Annotated in this window: 17 protein-coding genes and 2 pseudogenes; 6 read left to right on the top strand and 13 right to left on the bottom strand. The window is 45.9% G+C overall.

The genetic code is table 11. The features are described from left to right. Positions 1 to 286 precede the first annotated feature (286 nt). Both P4S59_RS21260 and P4S59_RS21255 read left to right on the top strand, forming a co-directional pair. Positions 287 to 1,015, top strand: a complete 729-nt coding sequence (locus P4S59_RS21260; RefSeq protein WP_005394590.1) for a siderophore ferric iron reductase — start codon at positions 287 to 289, stop codon at positions 1,013 to 1,015. A 99-nt stretch (positions 1,016 to 1,114) separates the two neighbouring features. Next, complete coding sequence (locus P4S59_RS21255) at positions 1,115 to 3,286, top strand: TonB-dependent receptor (RefSeq protein WP_337169010.1); 2,172 nt, start codon at positions 1,115 to 1,117, stop codon at positions 3,284 to 3,286. Between the two features lie 53 nt (positions 3,287 to 3,339). Here the strand turns inward: P4S59_RS21255 and P4S59_RS21250 are convergent, their stop codons facing one another. Beyond that, a complete protein-coding gene (locus P4S59_RS21250) occupies positions 3,340 to 3,531 on the bottom strand; it encodes a DUF2986 domain-containing protein (RefSeq protein WP_012842232.1) in 192 nt (63 codons plus the stop codon). A gap of 136 nt (positions 3,532 to 3,667) precedes the next feature. On the opposite strand from P4S59_RS21250, the gene P4S59_RS21245 reads away from it, so the two are divergent. Together P4S59_RS21245 and P4S59_RS21240 are read left to right on the top strand one after the other, a co-directional pair. Next, on the top strand, positions 3,668 to 4,177 hold the full coding sequence (locus P4S59_RS21245; RefSeq protein ID WP_074189640.1) for a GNAT family N-acetyltransferase: 510 nt from the start codon (positions 3,668 to 3,670) through the stop codon (positions 4,175 to 4,177). Between the two features lie 13 nt (positions 4,178 to 4,190). Beyond that, positions 4,191 to 4,580: a nitrous oxide-stimulated promoter family protein gene (locus tag P4S59_RS21240; protein WP_005394584.1), complete on the top strand. Its 390-nt coding sequence runs from the start codon at positions 4,191 to 4,193 to the stop codon at positions 4,578 to 4,580. Positions 4,581 to 4,628: 48 nt separating this feature from the next. Here the strand turns inward: P4S59_RS21240 and P4S59_RS21235 are convergent, their stop codons facing one another. Both P4S59_RS21235 and trxC read right to left on the bottom strand, forming a co-directional pair. Beyond that, entirely contained in the window at positions 4,629 to 5,789 is a 1,161-nt protein-coding gene (locus P4S59_RS21235; RefSeq protein WP_012842235.1) for an MFS transporter, read from the bottom strand. A gap of 176 nt (positions 5,790 to 5,965) precedes the next feature. Beyond that, positions 5,966 to 6,400 carry a thioredoxin TrxC gene (trxC, locus tag P4S59_RS21230; protein ID WP_253658024.1) on the bottom strand — a complete coding sequence of 145 codons (435 nt, stop codon included), beginning with the start codon at positions 6,398 to 6,400 and terminating at the stop codon, positions 5,966 to 5,968. Between the two features lie 162 nt (positions 6,401 to 6,562). On the opposite strand from trxC, the pseudogene P4S59_RS21225 reads away from it, so the two are divergent. Then, positions 6,563 to 7,656 (top strand): annotated as a pseudogene (locus P4S59_RS21225) (ketoacyl-ACP synthase III). A gap of 86 nt (positions 7,657 to 7,742) precedes the next feature. On the opposite strand, the gene P4S59_RS21220 reads toward P4S59_RS21225, so the two are convergent. The 10 genes and pseudogenes from P4S59_RS21220 to P4S59_RS21175 form a co-directional block, all read right to left on the bottom strand. Continuing rightward, a complete protein-coding gene (locus P4S59_RS21220) occupies positions 7,743 to 9,068 on the bottom strand; it encodes a DUF1501 domain-containing protein (RefSeq protein ID WP_257897863.1) in 1,326 nt (441 codons plus the stop codon). Positions 9,069 to 9,077: 9 nt separating this feature from the next. Next, a pseudogene (locus P4S59_RS21215) lies at positions 9,078 to 10,645 on the bottom strand (DUF1800 domain-containing protein). A gap of 406 nt (positions 10,646 to 11,051) precedes the next feature. After that, a complete protein-coding gene (locus P4S59_RS21210) occupies positions 11,052 to 12,314 on the bottom strand; it encodes a hydroxymethylglutaryl-CoA reductase (RefSeq protein WP_256966040.1) in 1,263 nt (420 codons plus the stop codon). A gap of 352 nt (positions 12,315 to 12,666) precedes the next feature. Continuing rightward, positions 12,667 to 13,884 (bottom strand): mannose-6-phosphate isomerase, class I, encoded by a 1,218-nt coding sequence (gene manA / locus P4S59_RS21205; RefSeq protein ID WP_330942996.1) that lies wholly within the window; start codon positions 13,882 to 13,884, stop codon positions 12,667 to 12,669. Positions 13,885 to 14,008: 124 nt separating this feature from the next. Then, entirely contained in the window at positions 14,009 to 15,349 is a 1,341-nt protein-coding gene (locus P4S59_RS21200; protein WP_005480243.1) for an MFS transporter, read from the bottom strand. 6 nt (positions 15,350 to 15,355) lie between these two features. Next, positions 15,356 to 16,858: a signal transduction histidine-protein kinase/phosphatase UhpB gene (uhpB, locus tag P4S59_RS21195; RefSeq protein WP_317342218.1), complete on the bottom strand. Its 1,503-nt coding sequence runs from the start codon at positions 16,856 to 16,858 to the stop codon at positions 15,356 to 15,358. Beyond that, a complete protein-coding gene (gene uhpA / locus P4S59_RS21190) occupies positions 16,858 to 17,466 on the bottom strand; it encodes a transcriptional regulator UhpA (protein ID WP_046875403.1) in 609 nt (202 codons plus the stop codon). The genes uhpB and uhpA overlap by 1 nt, the downstream gene beginning before the upstream one ends. A 138-nt stretch (positions 17,467 to 17,604) precedes the next feature. Continuing rightward, on the bottom strand, positions 17,605 to 18,999 hold the full coding sequence (gene uhpT, locus P4S59_RS21185) for a hexose-6-phosphate:phosphate antiporter (protein WP_104970731.1): 1,395 nt from the start codon (positions 18,997 to 18,999) through the stop codon (positions 17,605 to 17,607). Between the two features lie 405 nt (positions 19,000 to 19,404). Further along, on the bottom strand, positions 19,405 to 20,235 hold the full coding sequence (gene fdhD, locus P4S59_RS21180; protein ID WP_330942993.1) for a formate dehydrogenase accessory sulfurtransferase FdhD: 831 nt from the start codon (positions 20,233 to 20,235) through the stop codon (positions 19,405 to 19,407). 53 nt (positions 20,236 to 20,288) lie between these two features. After that, positions 20,289 to 21,173, bottom strand: coding sequence for a LysR family transcriptional regulator (locus P4S59_RS21175; protein WP_046875405.1), 885 nt, complete (start codon positions 21,171 to 21,173; stop codon positions 20,289 to 20,291). A gap of 667 nt (positions 21,174 to 21,840) precedes the next feature. Here P4S59_RS21175 and P4S59_RS21170 point away from each other — a divergent pair. Next, a complete protein-coding gene (locus P4S59_RS21170; protein ID WP_337169009.1) occupies positions 21,841 to 24,165 on the top strand; it encodes an FdhF/YdeP family oxidoreductase in 2,325 nt (774 codons plus the stop codon). Positions 24,166 to 24,198 lie beyond the last annotated feature (33 nt).

Genomic DNA, 24,198 nt, shown 5'->3' with positions numbered 1-24,198 from the left:
ATAACTCACGCTACACAGGGAAACTGTTAACACAGTTTTATCAGGGTGTTTTTATGCTGTGTATTTTTGCGATCATGTCAGCGCTAAATGCGAAGAGGTTTAAGAGTTTGTTGCTATTCATCACATACGTAACCAGACCTTACGGGCGCAAAGAGCTTGAAAATAGAGACAGAGACCACAGATGAGAATAGGCTCTTGTTATGTGAACACAAAAGATAATAGTTTGCATTGCGATTAGTGCTTGGGTATAAAGGTGTCAGAATGACTACACCAACAATAAACCATCATGTCTGAGCAATTTTTCCCGCAACTATTTCAAACTTCGAGTGAGATTACGCCTTACCTGCACGGTGATATTGGCGAAATAGGGCAAGAAGTTATTCATATCGAAAATGATATCAATCCGATCATTCAAGGCCTTTACCAACAGTTGTCTGAGGCTCATCCGGAAGCGGGAAAAGCGTATTGGTTGACGAGAACGTGGGATTTGTTGTGTTGGCAGCCTGTTTATGTTGCGTTCATTTCTATTTACGGTTTCCACACGTTGCCAAACATTCGTGAGATGGCGCAGCAACTCAAGCCTTGTTTTGTATCTGGATATCGATTCGCTGACGAAACACATATACATGGTAAGCCAGAAGAATTAATAAAAGAGGCCGGACGTCAAATTCGAGAGTTGTTCGATTTCTACCAACAAGAAATGAGTCAATGGACGCGCATTCGCCCAGGCTTCACTCATCAATTGATGTCGGATGGGATCATGGCTTGTTTGATTCGTCTTCAACAGCGTTTTCCGCAAATGACCAACACGACATTGCGTGAGCATGCCATCTTGTGGTTACAGGCATTGGGTTTAGATGCCAACAATAGTCATTCACTTTATGAGACATCACTGGATCAGCCGCTCAAATTGGTCAGAAAAAGCTGTTGTTTGGTCTATAAGTGTGAAGGCAGAAAGCTTTGTGAAGATTGTCCTCGTTTAGAAAAAAATCGACAGCTTATGAGCAAGGCATAATCCTAATTAACATTTGGTTAACTTATGTAACAGTGCTCGATTTGAGAGTGAGAATAAGTATCATTGCATGCTCTTGTTGACAACAAAAAGATAAATACAATGATAAAAAGGACGTTTTCTCTTAATCTCATCGTACTTGCGATGAGCAGTGGATACGCAGTTAGCTCAATAGCTGCGGAAGAACTTCAACAAACATCAACACCAAGTGATGAACAAATGGTGGTCGTGGGCAGTGTGATGCCGAAATCGATCTCTGATATTCCAGGAACGGTTTGGTTTGTAGGGCAAGAGGAAATTGCCCAACAATATCGCGCGGGCAAGACACTTGGTGACATTCTTTCTGCGACCATTCCTTCGCTAGACGTTGGTACGGGTGGTCGAACTAACTACGGCCAGAACCTGCGTGGCAGAGCGATGTTGGTGATGATTGATGGTGTCTCACTGCAGTCTTCTCGCCCAATTAGTCGTCAGCTTGATGCGATTGACCCATTCAACATCGAGCGAATTGAAGTACTATCTGGTGCAACCTCCATTTATGGTGCTGGCGCTACAGGTGGTGTTATCAACATTATCACCAAGAAAGCTTACTCTGATGACTTGTCATTTGAATCGTATGTCAGTGGCTCTACAGGTTTTAACAGCAGCGACGATTTTGATTACAAATTAGCCCAGTCTATTTCCGGTGGTAACGATCGAATTGCCGCTAGGGGTTCGGTTGTGTACACCGAGACACAAGGTGCATTTGACGCAAATGGCGACATTGTCACCCCAGATATTTCCCAAGGTTCTCTGCAATACAACTCGACGCTTGATGTGATGGGATCGACAGAGATTCAAATCTCCGAAGCCAGCAAGTTAAAGCTTCTCGCACAATACTATGACAGCCAGCAAGATTCGCCATACGGCTTGTACATTGTTAACAATAAATTTGTTGATGTACGAGAGGGATTCGATTCCGATCGTGAACACGGTACAGAGCGAGTTCTCTTAAGCGCGAACTACGCTCACGACAGCGTATTCGGTCATCAACTGATTGGCGAGTTATCTTACCGAAGTGAAGACCAAACATTTACTCCTTATTATCAAGGTGCTTCTCAGCAAAAGACAGAGGTTTTTGCTGGACGTTTGGCACTGGCAAAAAACTGGGAATCATTCAACCTTGTTTATGGTGTTGATGCGTATTTAGACCGTTTTGAGAGCAATCAAGCTCTGTTCGATCCAAGCATTGCAAACAACTCTGGAAACTTGATTAATAAAACGTACGCCGAAGTTGGTCGTTACCCAGGTGTAGATGTAACGTCTTACGCAATGTTTGTTCAAGGTGACTATCAAATTAATCAAGATTGGTCCGTTCAAGCAGGCTACCGCTATCAATACATGGACAACAAGATTGATGACTTTGTTGCCTATAGCGTACAAAAGAAGATTGCCTCGGGTAATGGCGTATCAGCGGATGCGGTACCAGGTGGCAGCACCGACTACTCTGTAAGTCTGTTTAATTTGGGCACCATTTATCAGATTAATGATGAATCTCAACTTTGGGCAAACTTCTCCCAAGGTTTCGAACTTGCTGACCCTGCGAAGTACTATGGTCAAGGCAGCTATGATGCTGTGGATGCAAACGGTCATTATGCGTTGAACAACAGCATTAATGTGTCTGACTCAAAAATGTCAGGTATTAAAACGGACAGCTATGAGATCGGTTACCGTCTTGATACCAACTCTCTTGCGCTTCAGGCGGCAGGCTATTACTCGCTTTCAGACAACTCCATCAAGTATGATAGAAAAACGTTGTTGATTACGAATGTTGACGACGAGCAGCGTGTTTACGGTGCAGAAGCAAACATCAATTACTGGGTGACCCGCGATATCCTGTTAGGGGCATCAGGACACTACGTAGTTTCTGAGCTGAAAACCGATGGTAAATGGGAAGATTTGAGCGCAGGTAAAGCCAGTACGTCTAAGGCTAATGCATGGGCTGCATACTACCAAGATTCGTACTCGATTCGTCTACAAAGTCAGACGATGTTTGATTACGAAGATGACGCCAACAATAAGTTGGAGGGCTACACCACGTTTGATCTTCTGGGTAATGTAACACTACCTGTTGGGCAGTTAGGCTTTGGTATTCAAAATCTATTTGACGAAGACTACACAACCGCTTGGGGTCAACGTGCGCAGATTCTTTATGCGGCACACTACGATGCAGCAGCTTACGACTACAAAGGAAGAGGTCGCACATTCACACTGAACTACAGTGTTGAATATTAAAGTCAATTCTCTCCGTACAATAAACAAAAAAGCCGCATAAAGCGGCTTTTCTTTTAGGCTTGATCTGTCGGCACTGTGTCTACAACATTTTCCGTGCTTTCCGAGGCTTGGTTTTGCTCTTCAGCTTCCATTTTTGCACGTTCAGCTTTGGAGATATAACGCGGCTTATTGCTCTTATGTAGCTTAGCGTTGTGCTTCTTCTGCTTCGCTTTTAAGATCTGATTGATTTTCTTCTTGCGGTTCATGGTGGTGGTCCTTTAATTTAGCGGGGCAGGATAGTTATTTTTTTATCAAGTTACAACTAAATAAGCCCTTACGTCGGTCGCAAGATTCAAGTACGTTTCTATGTCCAATCATCTCTCGCGTTTTAATGGAGTCCAAATGAAAACACTGATCACTGAACGTTTGATATTACGTCTTGTTAGTGTAGATGATGCACCATTCATATTAGAACTTTATAACCACCCAGACTTTTATCGTTTTGTCGGAGATAAACAAATTCGTACTGAATATGAAGCGGCGCGTTATATAAAAGAAAACATGCTACGCATGCAAAAAGTTAAAGGCGTGAGTTTACTCGTAGTAGAGAAAAAGGACGATGGACAGCCGATCGGTATTTGTGGGCTAGTTAAGCGTGACACATTGCAACACTACGATCTCGGGTATGGTTTTTTACCTTCTGCTTATGGTTGCGGCTACGGAGTCGAGTCGGCAACCGCGGTGCTGGAATATGCTCGAGAGGGAATGAAACTCGATAAGTTGGCTGCCATCACCAACAATGACAATATTCGTAGTATAAGTTTGCTCAAAAAACTGGGCTTTGAGTTTGAACGAGTTGAGCAGCAATACGATAATGGTCGAACGTTAGAACTTTACACAATGACGTTGTGATTTTTGGAAGCTCATGAGCGATATTTTACTTGGCAAGCTCGCCACTGAATTTAAGACGGTAAAAGCCATGGTAGAGGTTTACTGTCACGATCACCATGGAACAAAAAGTGACTTGTGCTCAGAATGTCGTGAGCTGCTTGAATACGCAGAAGTTCGTCTTGACCGTTGTCCTTACGGAGAGAATAAACCTACGTGTAACAAGTGTCCGATTCACTGTTATAAACCGGACCCGAAAGAGCAAATGCGTTTGGTCATGCGTTACTCTGGCCCCAGAATGCTACTGAAACATCCCATCTTGGCGGTTCGTCATTTACTTCATGAAAAGCGCGCGGTACCGGAAAAACCTGCAGCGAACGCGTCAAACCGTCACAAACGTTTATCTAAACAAAAAAGCGAAGAATAAAAAACGAGGGCGACATGCCCTCGTTTTCGTTGAGTAGAAGTTGCGTGGTTAGAGGCCAGCGGCCATACGCTGCTTAGTTTTGCTCGCTGCAAGTAGCATGTATACGCCAGTCGCAACCAAAGCGGCAAACAAGTAGCCTAGTAAGCCATGTTCTTGGCCCATAAATTTATCAGCCACAACCGGGCCAGCAACAGAGCCAATGCTGTAGCTGAACAGCATGACTTGTGTGGCAGAGACAATAAAGCGCTCATCAAGTCCTTCGCAACCTAAGTTGATCGCAATTGGGTACAAGGCAAAAGTAGCTGCACCTAAAAAGAATAATGCAGCAGCTAATACCACGGCTGACGATGAAATAAAGGTCAAACCGATCGAAAAAATACCCAAAATACAAAAGAACGCCATTAGCACTGTGCGGCTCATGTATTTGTTCAATGTGGTCACCATTGGTTGAACCAACATGCCACCTAGGATCACTAGTGCCATCAATGTACCAATGTCTTGATGGTTGATTTTACGGTTAGTGAGCTCAACAGGCATTAATCCGTATATCGCGCCTAAGGTCAAACCTGATACAACACAACCAATAATTGCAGCATGGTTTAGCTTAGCGATTTGCTTAAATGACAAAGCGGTTGATTCATGGCTGTTTGGTTGTTCACACTCAATAAACATTAGCACCAACATCGCCATTAGGATCAACGTTGTGATTGCAATGAACGGAACACCGCCGCTGACGCCAAGTACACCAATACCAAACTGGCCTAATGCTGAACCGCCATAAAGCGATAGCATGTACAAGCTCAAACGTTTTGCACGTGATGCTTCGTCGCCAGACATTAGCCAAGATTCAACAATGACAAAAACGCCCGCAACGGCAATACCTGCGATAAAACGAGCTGCAAGCCACACTAACCCATTCGCAAAAACGGGTAGCGTGACAATCGTTAGCGAGAATGCCGCTAAGCAGCCAATAAACGCTTTACGGTGACCCACTTGACGCACGACACGCTCAATAAACATCGCGCCGACCAATAAGCCGCCATAAAAAACACTCGCCAACCAACTCGCATAATCTGCTGAGATGTTGTATTCACCGAGCATGAGAGGGATCAAGCTCATTAAATAGCCCGAAGCCACCGCATAAAGAGACAGTGCGACGACTGGAACTGTAACTCGTGGTGATGCTGCAGGAACGACTGTGTTTTCCACTGTTTTGCGCCTATAAGTTAAATGAAATCTAAGGGTTATTCGGCGCGAATATGAGGCTAATAGTTAGGCAAGTAAAATGATAAATTTAAGTCGTTTCGACAAATAATATTTGTTAAATAGATAGGTCGATAAGTTGCATAAAAACGCCAACCTACCAGTGAGGTTGGCGTGGAGAATTACTTATTAAGTGCTTGATTTAACCATTGATCAAACTGACTTTTAGGTAGCGCACCATTGATCATATCAACACGTTGACCGTTCTTGAAAACCATGATGGTAGGAATGCTTCGAATGCCAAATTGTGCAGCGAGCGCTTGTTGTGCTTCTGTATCAATCTTTACAAAACGAGCCGTTCCTGCTTGTTCATGAGCGACATCCGAGAAAACAGGGGCAAAACCGACGCACGGATTACACCAAGGGGCCCAAAAGTCGACGACAACAGGCGTATCACTTTGTAATAGAGCAGAAAAGTTATCTTGCGTTCCTTCGACAGGCGCGCCATCAAAAAGTGCACTTTTACATTTACCGCAAGTTGCAGACTCTGCAACACGCTCATTGGGGACACGATTCAGACCGCCGCATGAAGGGCAGCGAGTTTTAAACGATGACATGACTTCTTCCTTTATTACGTATTGATGAAAACATGACTTACCAGTCAGCCTCATTATTTGTATACTTATTTTTTAACCTGCCGAAATAACGCAGAGCAGGTTTGTATTTGAGCCTAAGGTTCTAAGAAATTTTATTAAAATACAACAATAAATAGGTCTGCGATGACAAATTACTACGCTGAAATTACAGGTTGGGGGAAATGTGTTCCTCCTGCCGTGCTCTCTAACGATGATCTTAGCACTTTCCTTGATACTTCAGATGAGTGGATTCGTACCCGTACCGGTATCGAAAACCGCCGTATTAGCCATGTAAATACTTCAGACATGGCAACCGTTGCTGCCAAACACGCATTGGCGCGCGCGGGCGTTGACGCAAGCGACGTTGATTTAATCATTGTGGCGACTTGTTCTCCGGATTCACTTATTCCAAACATCGCATCTAAAATACAGCAGAACTTGGGCATTCGTTCTGCGGCGGCCTTTGATTTAAATGCCGCATGTACGGGATTTGTCTACGGCCTTGAAACGGGCACACGTTTGATTCAATCAGGTAACTATCGCAACGCGATCATTATTGGCGCGGAAAGATTGTCTTTCTACATCGATTGGGCCATGCGAGATACCGCTGTTCTATTTGGTGATGGCGCGGGCGCCGTTGTGTTATCAAGAACAGAAAAAGAAACGGGTCTACTGCAATCTCAAATTGGTTGTGACGCTAAAGGTCGCGATATTCTTTCCGTACCAAAGTTTGGTACTTGTATGGACCGTTTTGCGGAAGACAACGGTTACTGGGATTTCAACTTCGTAGGACAAGAAATTTTCAAACGTGCGGTAAAAGGCATGGGGCTAGCTGCGAAAACCGTGCTTAAAGCATCACAGTTAACTACCGACCAAATCGACGTTGTTATTCCTCATCAAGCGAATATTCGTATTATTCAAACCCTATGTGACCTATCTGGGATCCCACACGACAAAGCGTTTGTGAACATCCAAAACTACGGTAATACTTCTGCAGCGACGGTGCCAATTGCATTATGTGAAGCGGTAGAGCAAGGCCGAGTTAACCCGGGTGATAACATGCTTCTTGCTGCATTTGGTGCAGGTTTGACATGGGGGCGGCAGTATTGAAATGGGGTGACCGCGTAACGCCAATTGGTGAAAGTGATGCGGCTCTGCCTGAATGTGAGCAATCCGCGCTAGAATTACTTGAGCGTGCCATTAAGCTGTGTAACGAGCGCCGTCGCGACGAAGCGTAACGGACACTCAGCGGGAATGATATTGAGAAGGGAGCGTAAATGCTCCCTTTTTCATGACACGTTAATTAAGAGCTCATTAAAGCAGCTTAAGCCATAAAGCCAAGGTTTGAGCTAGCAAAATTGCGGATATTCGGGAACACGTATTCCAGTGCCGCGTTGTCACTCACGCCCATCCATTGCGCGAGGGTTGATCCCACTTGATCGGCTGCAATTTTGGGGATAAGTCGACCTTGAGAATAGTCATCGTTTCCGCCCAATACTAGTTCAGGCCATGTACCGATAGGTCGCTGACCATTCACTGCGCCTCCAATCAATAGTTGATGACCACCCCAACCGTGATCGGTGCCGTTACCGTTGCTTGTCATCCGTCGACCAAAGTCAGACATTGTAAAAGAGGTGACTTGCTTGTTTAGCCCCAACCGTTCAATCGCACGATACATTGCTAAGAGGTTAGTTGCTAGATCTTCGAGTAGTACGGGGTGTCGAACTAATTGAGAATCGTGTAGGTCGTAGCCAGAGTGTTTAACGAAGAAGACTTGTCGTTGTTGCTTTAACACATCTTGGCTTGCGATCAATTTGTAGACGGTTTGCATCTGCTTGCCGAGTGTTGATGAGGTGAACAGCGGCTCGTCATCAATATGATTGAGTTGCTCGCTTAGCATGCGGCTCATCATCATCGATTCATCAACCATCAAATTAAAGTGACCACTAAACGGATTCTCTGTTTGATGAGAAAGCAGTTGATCATAGATCCCCTTGTATAGTGGGTTATCAATCGCGGTAAGCTGAACCGCACGGTCTTTTTTCAGCACGGTTTGGCGGTGTTCCATCGCGCGTAACCAAAGCGAGTTCCCGTGCACACTGTATAGTGGGGTTATTTCTGATTCAGAAGTTAATACGTCCAACATTCTTCCTGCCCAACCCAAGTTGCTAGATTCTTGCATACCACCAAGTAACCAAGCGTCAGTTTGTGAATTGTGGGAAAATAGTTGCTCGGGAAGTGACGCTTCACCTAGCTCAATCGCTTGTTTTGTAACGGGATGGTTGAGAATACCGCTATTGAGCACGATATTGGCATCGCCTTGTTCGAAAATTGAAGACAGCGCCTTTAGTTTGGGGTGTAAGCCAAGTTCTACCAGATTATCCGAGCTATCGGCGGTACGCAAATTGATAGGGAGTATGTCGTCTTTGGCGACAGAAAGAGCCCCTCTGACTTTGGCATATTGGTTATAGTGCGCGTCAGACAACGGCAGTACCGTGTTGAACGCATCGTTTCCACCTGCTAAATAGACACATATTAATGCTCGAAAGTCATTAGATGGCGCCGCGAGAGAATAACCCGGTAGACCAAGCGAAGCTAAAGCGCCCATCGATGCAGTGCTTTTTATAAAATGTCGTCGTGAAATATCCATAATCCACTCCTAATCCTGAATATAGAATTCATCGCCGGAAATGGCGGTAAAAATCACCAAGGCGAGCTTTGTTGTTGGCACATAGTCCTCACGATATTCATCTAACACGGTGAGCATGAGTTTTTTAATTCCGCCGAGGCCGTTCCAGCAAAGAAGCGTGCGTTAACCAGCTCGACTAAGGCATCGTGATCATCCAAAAGAAGATAAAACTCGCCGAGATCGAGAGTGTAGGAATCACCGCCGCCTCTGCGAGTGCTGGTCAACATATAGTTGACCAAATCGGTATAAACGGACCAGTTCAGTAGCTCATACTCAGGAGAGCTAATACCAGACTCCGTAAACTCGTTAGATGGTTGGTACTCAGGAGAGTAAAAATTAAATACGGAAGGAGAACGAAGAGGTCCTTGATTGGCGATATTCATCATCGTAGTAGCGTCTTCGTAACGTGTAGATTTGATTGTAAAACCCGCTGCTCGATGAAAATTAGTTAGGACCAGTATTGGCTCTTTCACTTTTATTGGCGGGGTATCTGTCATGCCTAGAGCCTCAGAATCGAGCAAGATGGCATGAATGACCGCGTTTAAATCTCCTTTTTCTCCTTTGCCATTGTTATTGAATACCGAAGCAACACGTGCGATGTACTCCGGACTTGGATTCGAAGTTACAAAACGTTGGATAAGTAGCTTAGAAACAAACGGCGCCATGTTTGGATGAGACATCAAAATATCGATCACTTTTGAAAGCTCTTCTTGCGCAGTTAAACCAGCAGGAATTGTGTTACCAAGCAATCGTTTCTCGCCACCATCGTGTCGGTGGCTGATGACTCGCATCGGTTCGACAAACGCTAAATCGGCATTTTTCCACCCAGTTAATGCTCGAGCGAGCTCTTGAATATCCGTTTGGGTATATGTGGGGATAGGCTTACCCGTTTTACGATCAAGCTTTTTACTGCCATCGATATTCAGTTCATACAAGCCTAGGGTGAACAACTGCATCAACTCTCGAGCGAAGTTCTCATCAGGTAATGCACCCGTCGTGTTGTTCTCTTTTGCGCTACCGAGCATGGACAAATAGCTGCCCATAACAGGATGAATGGAAACGTCATATAATAAATCTCGGTAGTTGCCAAAAGCGTTAGCAATCAATACATCATAGTAGTCGACTAGACCAGTGGGCTTACTGGAAAGAACACCGCCATAGCGAGAGACCACTAAGATCTGGCTTAATGCATACGCCATGCGTTGTCTGAGTTGATCATCAGCAGTAATAACAATTTGATACCAAGCGTTTTCTCGATTGGATTGTGCGCCTTTGGAAAAAGGTGTCCGATAGAGCGGTTGATGATAGGTGGCAGGAAGGTGGATTTGTTGAGATATCCAACTTTCCATGCCGACTTCTTCTACCTCATCAATTAATGTTGATGTTGGCCCAAAAGTGCTCTGATAGAGGAAACGCGCAACGGTTTGATCGGAGGGCGTTAGTTCCATTTCTGCTGGTACTGAAGGGACGTAACTTAGTAATAAGATAATCAACCCTAGTACCCAACAAGAGATTTCATTTTGTTTCTGACGTCTCATAGTTAACTCGCTTACCCGAGGGAACGACTTAAATCCATTTAACGGGAGTGATTAAGCTCATTTGAGCTAAATAATAAATTTAGAAAAATCAAGCAGCTGCAGGAACGAGTATAGTCTCTATAAGTGACTAACAAAAAACTCAATCTATGAATTTGGTACTTTAGTGCTAGATGTTTTTGATACTTATTTAGGTAACGTACTGATATTTAATATCGAGTGAGAATAGGGTCAAACAGTGATATAGCGAGGAATGTGTGGTGATACTGCAATAATGCGGTCAACGTGAGAGTGATGCAATTATTAAGTCTGCAATATAACTTAAACTAATTTGTGAGCTAATAAATAAAGTTGTTTTATTGGCACAAGAGAAAACCGCATGGGTGTTCTCTTGTACAAAGTAAAAGGATTATTTTCTAGCAAGTTTATGGTGAGCCCGGGAGAAGTGATCGGCACAAAATGCGCCCACAATCGAGAGTTCGCCAGCCAGACAAAGCGCGGCCGCGACTTCGGCTAAGGCTTTCGCATTGCCGTTGCCGTGCAAACCCAAAATATCCAAACATGCCTTTTGCGTTGGAAGGCCAGTGCCCCCACCAACCGTGCCAACCATGATGTTTGGCAAGGTCACGCACGCGTACAAGTTGCCTTGAGCGTCCACATCCATACGAGTGATGCCAATGGCAGACTCTGCAACGCAAGCGGCATCTTGACCACAAGCAATGTAAAGCGCGGCAAGGGCGTTTGCGTAATGCGCGTTGACACCAATTGTCCCGCTGAGTAAACCGCCCACTGTGGTCATTTTGCCAAATTGAACCATAGACTCTGGTGTGGTATGCAGATATTTTTCCACCAACTCAGCAGGAATGGTCACTTCGGCGGATACTTTCTTACCGCGTACCGAGCGCAGTGTGTGCGCGTTTGGTTTTTTGTCGCCTGATAAGTTGCCATCCAAGAATGCTTGAGTTGGTTTGATTGGGCTGGTCGCCAAAATATGATGGAACACTTCGTTTGTTGCGATGGTCACCATGTTTTGTCCGGAAGCGTCACCTGTCACGTATTCAAAGACCAAATAAACGTGGTTTCCTTCGATGTTTACATTGATGTCTTTGAGTTTGCCATGTGAGGTGGTGGATTCCGCTATTTGACGAAATGCGTCAAACTGGGTCACAACCCAACTGACGAACTGGCCAGCGTCGGCAAGATTATTAAAGGCGAACACTGGCGTTCGGCTCACCCCTTCACTCAGCAACAATGCGCTCGCGCCACCAGCGGCGGTAATAAGATTTGCGCCACGGTTGTAGGAAGCGACTAACGCGGCTTCTGTCGTTGCGAGCGGAACCAAAAAGTCGTCGTTCGCATACAAACCGTTGACGCGTAAAGGACCTGCGATGCCGACCGGCACATTGACAGTACCAATGAAGTGCTCGATGTTGTTGGAGTAAGCGTCGCAATGTGACTGTGTGAAAGGATCAAGAAGATGATCTTTATTGGTCACTTGTTCCAATACTTGCCAACGGCGCGCCAAATGCTTATCCGATAGGCCAGGGCTTAAGCAGAGACGTTTCTCTGGCTTGTGAAACTTCGGTTCTAATGCCGATTGAATCTTACTGCTGGTTTCGATATCGGAAAGGGCGGAGCTTTGAACAGGGTTATCTTGGTTTAACTTCGGCATACAAACGTTAACTGAAAAATCGAACCAGAGATTGTAGTGATTGAGGCTTTGATTACAACGTTGATTATACGTTTTGCAACAAATACCACTGTGCAAGCGCCTTTATTATCCAAGTGATTTGATATTGGAGCGGCGAATTTACCGGAAATAAATGGGTTTTGACAATGAATGTTGCAGTAAATGGCAGATCCGGGAGGTTATGGCTCTTAGAGAAACTGGCCTGTAGGTGTTTGGATTCGACAAGGTGTAAGCATGAGTGCCTTAAAAGCGGAATGGTTCAATCTATGAGAGGAATAAATTGTCTAACCCAGTCCCTTGGGTCAGACGCTAGCTTGAATCCGTTATTCAGAAGTTAGTTAAAGGCGCGAGCCACACGTCCCGCACTTTGAATACGGTAATGGCCAACGTAAGCAGGAACAAATACCGATTGTCCTTTCGCTGCGGTTAACGTCTCACCGTTATCACTGATGAGTGCCAGGTCGGCATCAATCGCCATCAAAATCTCTGCGCTGTTTGCCTCAACCACTTCATTGTTCGGTTGGTTAATAATGCTGAAACTAAAGTCTGCCACTGGAACGGGGTAAAGGCTTTGGCAACCATTTGCATTGGGTTCAAGAACAAGGCTGTTAAACGGCTTAGGCACAAAGTCTGTGCATTTAACCAGTTCTTCAACATCCATATGTTTCGGCGTGAGTCCTGCACGCAAAACGTTATCTGAGTTCGCCATGATCTCTAATCCCGTTCCTTTAATGTAAGCGTGTGGCGTTCTTGCGCTCAGGAACATCGCTTCGCCAGGTTGCAGCGTGATGACATTCAACAGTAATGGAGCAAACAAGCCGACATCGCCGGGGTATTGAGTGGATAGATCCAAGATGAGCTGGAAAACATCGCTGTCAGTGCCTTGTTCCGATTGGCGTGAAGCGTGGGCAAGAAGCTGCTTCAGTGCTCGCTCTTTTGTTTCTCCTTCCATGGTCAGAATGTGCACAAAGAAATCGCGTAAACCTTGTGAGTTGATTTCGCGTTTGAATGCATCTAGCGGTGCGCGTAGCTCATCGATATCGCAAAGGCTAAATGCCTCAATAATCTCGGCATACGAGCGAAAACCGTTCATGGCTTGGTAACTTGTCAGCGCGTACACCAACTCAGGTTTGTGGTTTGGATCTTTGTAGTTACGATGGCTCGCGTTTAGTGGGATGCCAGCACTTTGCTCTTTTTCGAAACCTACTTCGGCATCTTGTTTGTTTGGGTGAACTTGAATCGACAGCGCGTGTTCGGCCGCTAAGATCTTAAACAGAAAGGGCAGGTCGCCAAATTTCGTTGCGGTTTCTGCTGATAAGTAAGCGGGTTGGTTTTGTTTGATCAGTTCAGACAAAGGTAGCGTGTTTTGCTCAACCTGAACTTCAGAGCAGCCGTTTGGGTGAGTACCCATCCATACTTCTGCTTGAGGTTCATTTGTTTCGTTAGAAAAGCCAAACAAATCGTGAATAGACGAGGTGCTTCCCCAAGCGTAGTTTTGGATTTTGTTGTTCATTTGAAAGAAGCTATGCGATGAAATAGTGTTCAAATTCATGAATTTTTCCCATAGTTAACCCTCCGAACTGAATCGGAAGAAAAATTGAGCAGAGATACGTTAAATAAGGAGGGCGAGCGCGGTTAGGTCACTCGCCAATTTGCCCGAAGGGCGATAAGTCGATTTACAACCGAGGTTTTGGTTCGAGTGGTTTTCGTGATGGTTGCGCTTGCAAAAATGGCAGCAATAAAAGGCCAATGACGGCTGCACAAACTGAAATGGTGATGAAGAAACCCGTCCAATGATATTCTTCAAGAATTAACGCCAGTGGATAGCCAGACAATGCTGCGCCCATGTAGGCGAACAAGCCTACGAATCCTGTTGCCGCGCCGGCAGAATCTTTGTGAGAGCACTCCGCCGCCGCCATACCGATCAGCATTTGTGGTCCAAAGACAAAGAAGCCGATGGAGAACAATCCCGCCGCTTGGAATGCAAAGTTGGTCAGGGGCATAAGCCAAAGCGCAGAGACAGATAAGAAAATCCCAATCGCGAACAGCAAGTTCATTGGCCCACGGTTACCACCAAAGAGTTTGTCTGAGCCCCAACCCGCAACCAATGAACCAACAAAACCGCCGATTTCAAACATAGAAAGGGCAGCATTGGCGTTAATCAGGCTATAGTGATGCTGCTCGGTTAAGTACAGGTTTCCCCAGTCATTGATTGCGGTTCGGACGATATAAACCAACACATAACTGAACGCGAGCAGCCAGATGTATTTGTTGTTAAATACGTACGATTTCAGAATTTCGCGGTAGGTGAGGCCACGTCCGTAATTTTCTTGCGCAAGTTCTAGCGCGTCGTTGCGCCATTGGCCGACACTTGGTAAACCCATTGTTGTTGGTTTGTCGCGCAATCGCCAACAAACGAATAGACCGAGTAATACCCCGATGATGCCGGGTAGAATAAAGCCTTCACGCCAGCTGTAGTGCAACGTTAAATAGCCCACCAAAATAGGGATCAGCGCGCCACCAACGTTGTGTGCGGTGTTCCAAATCGCCCATAAGAAGCCACGCTCGGAGCGTGAATACCAAGTGGTTAACAGCTTGGAGCATGAAGGCCAGCCCCAGCCTTGGAACCACGCGTTTAAGATCCACAAAGTAATGAAAGCCGCGAGTGAGCTAGAAAAGCCGAACGCGATGTTGACCAGACCTGTCGCAATCAAGCCTAGCCCCATGAAATAACGAGGGTTAGAGCGATCCGAAATCGTGCCAGAAATAAACTTCGAGCAGCCGTAGGTGATGTAGAAAAGCGTACCGATAAGACCCAAATCGCCTTTATCTAAGCCAAGATCGGTAATCATCGCTGGTGCGGCGTAGTTAAAGGTCTTACGGGTAAAGTAGAAACCTGCGTAGCCGATGTACATCCCCAACATAATGTGCAAACGCCAATGGCGGTAACGCTGGTCGATTTGCTCGTTGCTCAGACTCGGTTGAGTAAATTTAGGTGAACGTAAAAATCCAAACATCTTGAGTTACACCTTAGGTAAAGTAATGCTGATTTGTGTGCCGATCACTTGATCGCTGGTGGAGTAGATAACCATTTTCCCACCTAACGCGTGCACACGCTCTTGCATGCCGCGAACGCCCATGCCTTTCATGCTGTCCTGAACTTTGAAGCCGACACCATCATCGTGAATCATCAGTGACACCGCAGCTTCTCCAATTGTCAGTTCAATATTGATCAACTGCGCTTCTGCGTACTTGGCTGCGTTATTTAATGACTCTTGGCATAAACGGAATAGGGTGACTTTGAGTGTGTCACTCAGGCTGGTGTAATCGCCTTGCCAGTTCAGTTGAACAGTTGTTCCGTGATTGGCGAATTCCATCTCTCGCGTCAGTTGCTCGACGGATTCTTTTAAGTCCAAATCATCCAGCATTTTTGGTCTTAGCTTGCTTAATAGTCGCTTAGTGGTGTCGTACACGTTGAGGGAAAGCCCTTCGATCATGTCGGCGCAACCCACGCGTGTTTCTGCGTTATTTACCCGCTTAATGATGTTGGCTTGCGTGCGGATCGCCGTGATGTTCTGGCCGATTTCGTCATGTAGCTCGCGCGCAATATCGCGTCTTACGGATTCTTCCGCTTTGATAAGCTGGCGAGACAAATTCTGATTGCGTGCAAGTTCGCCGCGCAGTTTGTGATTGAGGTCTTTTTGTTTCTGAACCCCTAAGCCGAGCATAATGCCGGTGATGGTTTGCGCCGAGAGAGATAATAACAAATCGGTGATTTCTAGATTCGATACGCCGCTACGAGCCGCAATCAGCGCAATGCTGTTGAGCATGGTGGCGAGTAGGGCACCTTGCCAGCCGTAACGCAGAGCAAGCACGATGATTGGAATCGCCATACAAAATGGCGCAAATCGTTTTAGCTCTTCAGGCAAACTGGTTTGCACCAAAATACTGCCGATCAAAAGCAGCGCATAAAGCACGATATGACGCACCTGAAATACAACGGCATTACTAAGTAGGAGAGAGCTAAGCGGAGACCAACGACTTTGGAACAAATAACTCCATAACAAGTAGCACATAGGCACCACGAGCAAGCCTCCAGAAATGCTAGCCAGCCACACCATGTAAACCGAAGGAACGTGAAAACCAACGGCCATCACATTAATAAACGCGCTAATGATAATGACAACGCTCATCACGGCTAAATGGCGGTTTTGGTCTCCGTAGTAGTATTTTTTCGCAATCAGAGTGACCGGGATACTGGCAATGCTCGCAATCAGCACGGTAAGCCACTGTGGTTGACCCAGTAACATCGCAAGTGCGATGGAAAGCCCCCACTCCGAAAGGTAAATCGTCGGCCAATAAGCGGTGCGAGTGTGCAGGGCGACACCTAATCGTAAAGCGAAAGGAAACAATAAGATCGCCAGCTCGGGATCATTGACAAAGTAATAGGCAATCACCCATAAGCAGAACCAGGCGCAAGCCATAACAAAAAGTCCGCAAATGGTGGTAACAGCATAAGCTCGCATTAAAAGGACTCTTGAGAAAATAGTTTGGCGAGCTCAACGTTGTTTTTCACGCCGAGTTTGTCGATGGCATTCGCACGATGAACATGCACAGTCTTGTGGCTCAAGCCAAGCTCTGCCGCGACAGACTTTACATCCAACCCGGTCGCAAGTAGCTGACATACCTCGTTTTCACGTTTTGTCAGTTGGCATAGAGAGGTGGTGTTGTCGCTAGGCGTTGCAAGTTTAAGTGCAATATCTGATGTGAGGTAACAGCCACCAGAAGCACTGGTTCTCACGGCTTGAATAAGTTCGTCTGGGCTACAGCGTTTACTAAGATAGCCTTTTGCACCTAGCTTTAGTGATTTTTCCACCATCGCAGGGGAGTCATGCACGCTAAGCATCACGCAGGCAATGCCAGTTGGTATTTCGCTAAGAAAGTTTAAGCCGCTTTCATCTGGCATGGAAATATCTAGGATGACGACGTGTGGGTGTACCGCAGGCAAGCCTGTGCGTGCTTCTGCGACAGAGCCGAACTCACCAACAACGGTAATATCACTTTCTAAATTTAATAATTGTGCGAAACCCGAACGCACGATGACGTGATCATCAACTAGAGCAACATGAATCATTATTACAACCAAATAGAGCAGACGACTAACAACAACAAGCTCCAACAGGAGCCAATAGAAAAATCTTTAATGATACTGAATTGAACCATGCTTTTTAATGATCTTGCGCGCTTTACCGAAGTAAAGCGCGCAGAGAAGTTAGGCTTGGTCTTGTGCAAGTTGAAGCTTCTTCGCGTGTCGAATCTTCTTCTCTTCCGCGATAGCGACGAAAGCAAGCAAAACAATACAAATCATGGCGGAGGTATCTAGGGCTGCGAAGGTACCTTTCCAACCTGTTAAGCCGAAGATAGGTGTACCGTCTGCAATCATACCCAAGCCTAGTTTTGCAAAGCTATCGCCGATTAGGTAAGCGAAAGTACCTTTTACGCCGTCAGCCACACTGATTGCTTTTTTAGGGACAAAACCAACCGCGGCAACACCGATAAGAAGTTGCGGACCAAACACCAAGAAGCCCAATACAAATAGAGAGGCCAAGTACATGAACTCGCTAGTGGCGTGCTGGTAGAACTCAAGCGATACGATGATCAAACCAAGAGACACACAAGCAACCAATGCGCGGCGACCGTTTGCTAGGTCAGACAGGTAACCCCACATCAACGTACCCACAAGTGCACCGACTTCGAACAGAGTAAAGCCAGAGATTGCCGTTTCTTTTGACAGACCAAGCTCTTGGTACGCGTATACCGTTGACCATTGGTCGATACCGATACGAACGATGTAAAGGAAGATGTTGGCAAAGCAAAGTAGCCAGATAACTTTGTTTTTAAGAACGTATTCAACAAAGATTTCTTTTTTGGTCATCTGGTTTTCTTCTGCGGCGGTGTCTTCTTCACTCACTGCTTCATCGAAAAGTTCTTCTACTTTACCTAGACCATAAGCTTCTGGAGAGTCGCTACCAAAGCGCATACCGATAAAGCCAACGATGATCGCGATGATAGAAGGAAACACGAACATGCCGATTACGTGGCCGTCGAATAGGTAGTTAGCACCGAAAAGAGCAACACCCGCTGCGCCAGCACCACCAACGTTGTGTGACATGTTCCACAAGCCTAGGTAAGAGCCGCGTTTGTTACGAGGTGTCCATTTTGTAATGGTTGAGTAACTAGAAGGGCCACCAGTACTTTGGAAGAAACCACTCAGAGCGTAGAAAGCCACCATCAAGAACAGGCTTGCACTACCGCCGCCCATGCTGAAGCTGAAACCAAGCATTGCAAGACCAGAAAGGATCAGCATAAAAGGGAGGAATTGCTTGGTGTTCTTACCGTCAGCGTAGTAAGACACAACGGTTTTACCGATGCCGTATGTGATGGAGAAGCCAAGGCCAATAAGACCTAGGTCTGTCATGCTCAAACCGTAAGTTGAGATCATGTCGTTTTGCGCGACATTGAAGTTCTTACGAATCAAGTACATGGTTAGGTAGCCGATGAATACGACCAAGTAAGATTGGATGAACGGTTTAAACCACATCTTTCTTCTAACTTCGACAGGAAGATCGAGGGTCGGCTTCCGCACCTGTTCGAGGAATTTTAACATGATGAACTCTCTTGTAATTGTTTTAGAAACACAACGGAGACCGTTATGCGCTCTTGTTACCTTTGACTGAGCGGAATTCTAGAGAGTGGTTTTGTGAGGCACATGAGATGGTTGCCTAGATCGGCTAGGAAAAATTCCTAGAAATGCCTAAGAAGGCGGAAAAGCGTGAAAAGAGTCACACAAAACCCTTACTAATATATGGGTTTTTGACTGAGTTTTTATCGATTGGAAAGCGTTCAAATGCAAACGGATTAATATGCGTAAGCTTAGTGGTGACAAGGGGTGAGCACGTTTGGTTGGAGAGAATAGTGTCTTGTCGCTAAGTATCAATTGGGAGTGAGAAGCAAACAAAAGAGACCCAGAGGTCTCCGTTAGAAATATTAGGAATTCGGCTAGGTCGACGTGTTAAGGCGCAGGGCTGTATAGACGCGGCGAGCCGTGTTTTGGCAAGTGAATTAGGTTCAAATGGTTTCTTCTTGCCCATTCGACGGTTAACGCTGTAGGTGCAGATAAGCAAACCAGTGTGGGGATGCGCGCGCGAACGGCTTTGTGGATCAACTCTAAGCTGCAACGGCTTGTCATGATTGCGAAGCCACTTTGAGGTTCGATGTGATTGTTGGCCAATGCGCCAATCAACTTATCTAGCGCGTTGTGACGGCCGATGTCCTCTCGGCACAACTTGATGTTGCCTTGTAAATCTGCAAATAAAGCGGCGTGTAACGCGCCAGATTCACGTGCGGCTTCTTGATGCTGTGCGACTTTGTCTCGCAGCCCTTCGAATACATCGGAGCGCGGAGGAAGAGACGGTGTTAGCGGCACCAAATCAGGCAAAGCTTGTTCAAGAGCCTCGACGCCACAAATGCCGCATCCGGTTGTGCCAGCAAGATTCCGGCGTTGTGTTTTTAACGCCCAGAAAGCGCGGTTGCTGATTTCCACTTCCGCATAGTGAGATTCGTGATCGCCACCAATTTCAATGTCTTTGATCTCTTTGAAGTCGTGGACGATGCCTGTGCTTAAGCTAAACCCTTTCACGAAGTCTTCCAGATGGCCTGGCGTCACCATCATGACCGCTTGGCTAATGCCGTTGTAGCTGATAGCTAAGGCGGATTCACTCGCCAGCGACATTTGTTGCACTGGGCGGCCATCAATCAATTCTCGGTAATTGAACGCACTTGGTTGAGGTGGTGCTTGATTGAAATCGGACAGTTCAAAATAAGATTGAGTAGTACATCTCATGAAATCACCTAATAAGCCGTTATGTATGCCAAAAGTTGACGTGTGGATTGTTGTTATCGATTGAATATGCTTTTTGCTTCTGCGAAACACTGATCGGTTAGCGCGGAGAAGGGTTCTTGTTTTCGCTTTAACAAACCTAGCGGGGCGTGAACGGCGGCTTCTTCGATAGGAATAATGCGAAGCGTATCGTTCAGCTCTTCTAATCCACAATTCAGCGGCATAATGGCGCAACAAAGGCCACTGGTTACTGCTTGGATCAAGTGAAAGGTGGAGTTACTTTCAATGACGGTTTGCGGAACTAGCCCTTTACTCACAAAGCTAAGATCAATCGAGTGGCGATAGTGCATGCCTTTCGAAAGCAGCCCTAGAGGAATGTTATTGAGTGACTCCCACAACACTTCAGATTCGGCAAAGTCAAAATGACGCTCATCGAATAAAACGCCAAGTTTGGTCGAATCTAGCTCGATAACATCGAAGTAAGCGGTGTTGACTTGATCGACATAACACATGCCCAAATCAAGCTGATTGCGATTGAGTTGGTCTATGATCTGTTCGGTCGTCATGGAGAGTATTTGAAAGCGTAACTCAGGGAACTGTTGAGCTAATGGTTTGAGCAATTGCATCGGGTTTTGGCTGGCGAGTGGCACCATTCCAAGCCGAAGTGAACCGACCAACTGACCACGGCAGTTGGCGGCTTCGGCTTGCAATCCATCATGAGCGGCTAAGACGGTTTTTGCCCAAGCTAAAATGCGTTCTCCGGCTTCAGTAAATCCTTCAAATCGTTGACTTCTCTGGATTAATTCGAGGTCGAGTTCTTCCTCTAAGCTTCGGATTCTCATGGATAAGGTAGGCTGCGTAATGTGGCACAATGCGGCGGCTTGACCAAAGTGTTTGGTCTGTTCAAGTGCGATGAGATATTTCAGTTGTTTGATATCCATAATGGATTGTTCACCTTGCGTTGTGAGTCACATGTACGGGGGAACTCCCTAAAAAAGGGCACAGCACTACCGTACTTTTTAAGCGCTGGAGCGTTTTAACTGGGAAATGGAAAACCAAAACCAAGTCAAGAATAAAACCACACTCAAAATTGATCTGAATCAAGGCTATTCCTGATATTAATTAGGGTCAAATTTAAAGTATCTATAGTGTGATAGATACTATCTATTATCAAGAATGCCGATTTTATTGAGTTCGTTAAGCGAACTAGGTGGAATCGAATAGGAAAACGATTAACCTCATAAACTGTATTGATTAAAAATGTGATGAGCGTCAGTGGAAAAATTCTTCATAGATTTTGTTTATCACTCGGTCAGGATTATCAATTGGACGCATATTGAATAACGACTTAATCTTTGATTTAGATCAAGGCGCAACAATGCAAATTGAATCTAACAGTCTTAGAAACAGTAGGCGGGTATCCGATATCAAGAATCTAGATAAGTAAACGCTCGGACAAGCGAGAGCATGTTGAGTGGTTACTTATTTGGATTAAAAAATACATGGATTAGAAACTAAGCCCTTCAATACTTCCGCATTATCTCAATAAATAACGCGCTTGTTTTCACGGGCACCCTGCTTGCTGGTATATCTGCGAGGAGTAAAGTCGTGAGCCAAAAAGAACAAATAAAAGCATACAAAGGTCCAGCTGGTGGTTGGGGGGCATTGAAAGCCGTAACCAGAAGTTGGTGGGGCAGTGAAAATGCAGTGAAGAACATTCGCACTATGCTCAAAACCAACCAAAATGGCGGTTTCGACTGCCCGGGATGCGCATGGGGTGAGTCGCCAGATAGTGGTAAAGTCAATTTCTGTGAGAATGGCGCGAAAGCGGTAAACTGGGAGGCGACCAATCGTCTGGTTGATCCTGAGTTTTTTGCCAATCACAGCGTTTCATCTCTCTCAACGCAAACCGATTACTGGTTGGAATACCAAGGCCGTATCACGCACCCAATGCGATACGATGCCGAGTCCGACCACTATGTACCTGTCTCTTGGGATGAGGCTTTTGCTCTTGTCGCGAAACATCTCAATCAATTGGATTCACCACACCAAGCGGAGTTTTATACCTCTGGTCGTGCAAGCAACGAAGCGGCGTTTTTGTATCAGCTATTTGTGCGCGCATTCGGTACCAACAACTTCCCAGATTGTTCCAACATGTGTCACGAAGCCAGTGCAATAGGGATGAAAGACACCATTGGTGTTGGTAAAGGCACAGTGATCTTTGATGATTTTGAAGAAGCCGATGCGATTTTCGTGATTGGTCAAAACCCGGGCACGAACCACCCACGAATGCTTGAACCTTTGCGCGAAGCGGTAAAACGTGGAGCACAGGTTATCTGTCTAAACCCGCTGAAAGAGCGCGGATTAGAGCGTTTCCAAAACCCACAAATGCCGATTGAGATGTTGAGTAATGGCTCAGAGCCTACAAACACGGCGTACCTGCGTCCTGCTTTAGGTGGAGACATGGCAGTGTTTCGTGGCATCGCGAAGTTCTTGCTGCAATGGGAACGCGAGGCATTGCAAAACGGTGGCAAAGCGGTATTTGACCGTGAATTCATCAAGCAACACACGATAGGTATTGATGAGTATTTGGCTGAAGTGGACGCAACCTCTTGGGAACACATCGCGGAACAATCGGGTCTTGATTTAAGTGAAATCGAGATGGTGGCGAGCATGTATCGACGTGCAGAACGTGTGATCATGTGTTGGGCAATGGGGTTGACTCAGCATCGTCACTCTGTGCCAACCATTAAAGAAGTCGCAAACGTGCAAATGTTACGAGGTAACGTTGGTAAGCCGGGCGCGGGTCTTTCACCAGTGCGTGGTCACAGTAACGTTCAGGGCGACCGTACGATGGGCATTGATGAAAAACCTTCAGATCTGTTGTTGGATCGCATTGAAAGTCGATTTAACTTTGCCGTCCCGCGTGGTGAAGGCCACAACACTGTGCAAGCCATTAAAGCGATGGAAGAAGGGCAAGCGAAAGTATTTATCGGTTTGGGCGGTAACTTTGCACAAGCAACGCCAGACACAGAACGTACGCACAACGCGATGCGAAACTGTAATTTAACCGTACACATTTCGACGAAGTTAAATCGTTCTCACCTTGTCACAGGTAAAGATGCGCTTATTCTTCCGTGTTTAGGCCGTACCGAGATTGATCAGCAAGCGACTGGCCCACAAGGCGTGACGGTTGAAGATACTTTCAGCATGGTGCATATCTCATTTGGTCAGCTAAAACCGCGTTCGGAGCATTTGCGTTCAGAACCAGCGATTATTGCCGGTATTGCCAATGCTACACTTGGGGCAAAACCAATTGATTGGCTGTGGGCAATTGAAGATTACGACCGTATTCGCGATTTGATTGCCGATACCATTCCGGGCTTTACCGACTTTAACCATAAGCTTAAACACCCGGGTGGATTCCACTTGGTAAACCCAGCAGCCGAGCGTCGATGGAATACACCAAGCGGCAAAGCACAGTTCAGCTCTAGCGAGTTGCCGAAGCAGTTGATCAGCGAAGCGATACTCGAAAAAGGCCAAAAGCCAGATTTGATTTTGCAAACCATGCGCTCACACGACCAATACAATACGACACTTTACGGCTTGAATGACCGTTATCGTGGAGTATTTGGCATGCGCGAAGTGCTGTTCATCAATGACGCGGATATTCGTAAACTCGGATTTGAACCGGGCGATAAAGTAGACATGGTGTCATTGTGGGAAGATGGCGTTGAGCGGCGTGTGAGCGGATTTACGCTTGTTGCCTATGACGTACCAGCAGGTCAGGCGGCGGCTTACTATCCAGAAACGAACCCATTGGTTCCTTTAGATAGTTATGGGGATAGAACGTTTACGCCAACCTCTAAGTTTATTGCGATCAAATTGGAAAAATCGACATCCGATAAGATCGCTTTGGTGGAAGCAGAATAGTTCCCAAACCAGCACAACGACATTCCAGATAAG

Source organism: Vibrio sp. M60_M70 (genome assembly GCF_037162085.1).
GTDB lineage: Bacteria > Pseudomonadota > Gammaproteobacteria > Enterobacterales > Vibrionaceae > Vibrio > Vibrio diabolicus.
Note: the sequence above shows the minus strand (reverse complement) of the source record. Positions and strands in the feature narration are given on the sequence as shown.